Raw genomic sequence first — 4,190 nt, forward strand, 5'->3', positions numbered from 1 at the left:
CGCATCGACGACCGCGTTGGTGTCGCTGCCCTCCCCGGCTTTGTCGCAGGCGTTCGGCCGACCCCGTGGCACCGCGAGTTCGCTGCAGCGGGAACCGGGCGAGTCGGCGCCTTTCCCGTCCGCCGAGCAGCCGCCCACGTTCTGGAGCGAACGCGGCGAGCACGATCCCTGGCGCAACCCCTCGGCAGGTGCGGTGATGGGGCCGCCCGCGGTCGCCGAGGGCTCCGCTGATTCCGACTCGGACCCGGCTCCCGGTCCGCTGCTGAGCGCGCGGGAGATCCTGTTCGGCCGCCGGGTGCGCCCGCGCGCGCTGGCCGCGCTGGGCGGTGTCGCGGTGCTGCTGGCCGTCGTCGGCGGCTTCGTCGGCCGGATCACCGCCGAGGAGGGCAATCCGCTGACCAATCCGGACGTGACGTTGTCCGAGGTGCAGCCGGGCGCGGACCGCCCGGCAGGCGCCGTGTCCGGGGTGGCGAAGCGGATCGTGCCCGCCGTGGTGTCGGTCGAGGTGCACGTCGGCGCGCAGGGCGGCTCCGGTTCCGGCGTGGTGATCGACGGCGACGGCTACGTCGTCACCAACAACCACGTCGTGTCGATGGCCGCGGACACCCCGAACGCGACCGTCTCCACGGTCTTCAGCGACGGCACCCGGGTGCCCGCGCGGATCGTCGGGCGCGACGTCAAGACCGACCTGGCGGTGATCAAGGTCGACGTGGCCAACCCGACGGTGGCGCAGCTGGGCAACTCGGGAAGTCTCGCGGTGGGCGATCAGGTCATCGCCGTGGGCTCGCCGCTCGGGCTGGCCAGCACCGTCACCACCGGCATCGTCAGTTCGGTGCACCGCCCGGTGCGGCTGGCCGGGGAGGGCAGCGACACCAACGCGGTCGTCGATGCGATCCAGACCGACGCAGCGATCAACCCCGGCAACTCCGGTGGCGCGCTGGTGGACGGCAACGGCGCGGTGGTCGGCATCAACAGCGGGATCCGCACGCTCGGCGAGAGTGGCGGTGAGGGCGGTTCGATCGGCCTCGGCTTCGCGATCCCGATCGACGACGTGCGCCGGATCGCGCAGGAGCTGATCCGCACCGGCAAGGCCAGCCACGCCGATCTCGGGGTGAACCCGAAGTCGGTCAGCGACGGCGTCACCGACGGTGCCCAGGTGCAGAACGTGCGGGACGGCAGCGCCGCCGCGGGCGCGGGCATCGGCGAGGGTGATGTGATCATCAAGGTCGGCGACCGCAAGGTCAGCACGGCCGACGAGCTGATCGTGGCCGTCGACCGGCACCGGGTCGGCGAGACGGTCCCGGTGACGGTGGTCCGGCAGGGGCGTGAGCTGGTGCTGAACGTGGTGCTGCGCTGAACGGCCGCGAAGCTGGGAAAAGTGGCGTTTCCACCGCCGTCCCCCGGGTGGGTAGGCTGGCGGCGGCGCACCGTCGCGAGGTGGCCCGTGCGCGGCGGAGCCGCTCGCGGCCGGGTCACTCGCCGGGTCCGCTGCGCAACCCGGTTGCGCGTTCGTTGTTGAAGCACTCTTGAGGCGAAGGGTGATCCGAGGTGTTCGAGAGCATCGGCTGGGGTGAGATCCTGGTCCTCATCGTTGCCGGCCTGTTCATCCTCGGCCCGGAACGGTTGCCGCAGGGCGCGGCCTGGCTGGGGCGCACCATCCGCCAGGTCAAGGAGTACGCGACGGGCGCCCGCGATCAGCTGCGCTCCGAACTCGGTCCGGAGTTCGACGAGTTGCGCAAGCCGCTGGAGGATCTGCGCGGCATCCGCGACTTCAACCCGCGCACGGCGGTGAGCAAGCACCTGTTCGACGGGGAGAATCCGCTGGATCCGCCGCTCAACGGCAACGGCAACGGCTCCAGTTCCGGTTCCAGCACGGCCAAGCCGCAACCGCAGCGCCCGCTGGACCCGGACGAACGGCCGCCTTACGACCCGGACGCCACCTGATCGACTGCGCTGGCTGCTGATCCGGAGCACGCAACCAGCACCGCAACGGGATTCCTACGAAACCGACTGCAGTTCGGGTTGAGACGGCTCGGCCGGTTGCGGTTTGCGCGCCCGCAGCACGGCGACCCCGGCCAGCACCAGCCAGCACGCGAGCACCAGCGTCATCCCAGGCCATCCCCACTGCGCATAGGCCATTCCGCCGAGCACTCCGCCGACGCTGCTGCCGCCGTAGTAGGCGAACTGGTACATCGCGGACGCCTGCCCCCGCGCCGACGGCGACGCCAGGAACCCGACCCAGCCGCTGGCCACCGAGTGCGCGGCGAAGAATCCGCCGGTGAACACCACGAGCCCGATCAGGATCACGACGATGTTCCCGGCGAGCAGCAGCGCCAGCCCGGCCAGCGCGGTGCCGAGCCCGGTCAGCAGCACCGGCTTGCGCCCCCACCGGTCGGCGAGCCGTCCCGCTATCGCGGAGGTCACCGTGCCCGCCGCGTAAGCCAGGAACGCCAGCGCGGCCAGCGCGGGCGGCACCGACAGCGGCGGCGCGATCAAGCGGAAGCCGAGCACGTTGTAGACCGCCACGAACGAACCCATGCCCAACGCGGCCACCGCGAACGGCGCGCGCAGCGCGGGATCGGTCGCCGCGGCGCGCACGCCGGTCAGCAGCGGGCGCCAGCGGAACTCCTGCCTGCGCTGGTGCCGCTCGGTCGGCAGCAGCAGCACGAACGCCACGGTGCACACCCCGGCGAGCAGCGCCACCGCGATCAGCCCGCCGGTCCAGCCGCCGAAGTCGCCCGCGACGCCGCCGAGCAGCCGTCCGGACATGCCGCCGATGGTGGTGCCCGCGACGTAGAGGCCCATCGTGGTGCCGAGATCACGGCCACCGGTCTCGTCGGCCAGGTACGCGGTGGCGACAGCGGCGATGCCCGCCACCGCGGCACCTTGCACGAAGCGCAGCACGACCAGCAGCGGGAAGTTCGCCAGCCACGGCAGCGCCAGCCCGATCACCTCGGCCACCAGCAGTGAGGTGACCATGACGCGGCGGCGCCCGAAGACCTCGGACAGCGTGCCGAGCGGTACCGCGGCCACCGCCAGCCCCAGCGTGCCCGCCGAGACCAGCAGCGCGACCGTTCCCGGCGCGAGCGAGAACGCCTCGGAGAACTGCGGCAGCACCGGTTGCGGCGCGTACAGCAGGGCGAACAGGGCGAGCGCGCCGACCAGCAGCGCCAGTCGGATGCGCCGGATGCGGCTCACGTCGGTTCCACTCACGACAGCGACCGTAAGCAGGGCTAATCAATGCGTCCAATGCACGAGTGACCGACAATCCATGCTGTGCCGCATGAATCGAGCGTTCCCCGGGAAGCCGCCCAGCTCGCCGCGCATCTGGCGCCGACGCTGGACCTGCTGCGCACCGTCGCCGCGGAGGGGCAACTCACACGCGCGGCCGAGCGGCTCGGCCAGCCGCAGCCCACGGTCAGCCGCGCACTGGCCCGGCTCGCCGAGCACCTCGGCACACCGGTCGTGGCCAAGCAGGGACGCGGCGTGGTCCTCACCCGCGCCGGAGCGCTGCTGACCGAAGCGGCCGAGGAGGCGATGCACGAGCTGGAGAACCGCTGCCGGGCGGTGGTCGAAGAACTCGACCCGCAGCGCGGGCAGGTCGTGCTCGGTTTCCAGCACACCATGGGCCGCGCGCTGATCCCGCAGCTGCTCAGCGAGTTCCGCGAGCACCACCCGAGCGTCCGCTTCGGCCTGGCGCAGGGCTCGCGGGACGACATGCTGGCGCGGATGCGCACCGGCCGGGTCGACCTCTGCCTGGTCTCCCCGGTCCCGTCCGGTGCCGAGTTCGAGGCCGCCGAGGTCACCAGGGAGGAACTGGTCGCCGTGGTCTTCGCCGGGCACCGGCTGGCCGGGCGGGACGACATCCGCCTGGCCGAGCTGGCCGACGACGACTTCGTCGGGCTGCGCCCCGGATACGGGCTGCGCCGCATCGTCACCGACCTCGCCGAAGCGGCCGGTTTCACGCCGCGGTTCGCGTGGGAGGGCGAGGAGGTCGACACCGCACGCGGCCTGGTCGCGGCCGGGCTCGGTGTGACGCTGCTGCCGAAGGCGCTCTCCGGCGCCGCGCCGGGCACCTCCGAGATCTCGCGGCACCCGGCGGCGCTCCGCACCCTCGGCGTGGTCTGGCCGGCGCGGCGCCCGCTCCCGCCGGCAGTCCGGGCGTTCCGCGTTCACGTGGCCGGGCGGTA

4 protein-coding genes are annotated in these 4,190 nt (G+C 72.7%); 3 read left to right on the forward strand and 1 reads right to left on the reverse strand.

All coding sequences use genetic code 11. The annotated features are described in order from the left end of the window. Positions 1 to 1,357: trypsin-like peptidase domain-containing protein (locus IJH84_RS07945; RefSeq protein ID WP_295142148.1), on the forward strand; the 1,357-nt coding region annotated here is incomplete at its 5' end. Positions 1,358 to 1,548: 191 nt separating this feature from the next. After that, a complete protein-coding gene (gene tatB / locus IJH84_RS07950) occupies positions 1,549 to 1,944 on the forward strand; it encodes a Sec-independent protein translocase protein TatB (RefSeq protein WP_295142151.1) in 396 nt (131 codons plus the stop codon). A gap of 54 nt (positions 1,945 to 1,998) precedes the next feature. Here the strand turns inward: tatB and IJH84_RS07955 are convergent, their stop codons facing one another. Next, entirely contained in the window at positions 1,999 to 3,213 is a 1,215-nt protein-coding gene (locus tag IJH84_RS07955) for an MFS transporter (protein ID WP_200073291.1), read from the reverse strand. A 63-nt stretch (positions 3,214 to 3,276) separates the two neighbouring features. On the opposite strand from IJH84_RS07955, the gene IJH84_RS07960 reads away from it, so the two are divergent. Next, positions 3,277 to 4,190, forward strand: a 914-nt coding sequence (locus IJH84_RS07960; protein ID WP_295142156.1) for a LysR family transcriptional regulator, incomplete at its 3' end; no start/stop codon positions are given.

It is taken from the genome of Saccharopolyspora sp. (assembly GCF_017434145.1).
In the GTDB taxonomy this organism is placed as follows: domain Bacteria; phylum Actinomycetota; class Actinomycetes; order Mycobacteriales; family Pseudonocardiaceae; genus Saccharopolyspora_C; species Saccharopolyspora_C galaxeae.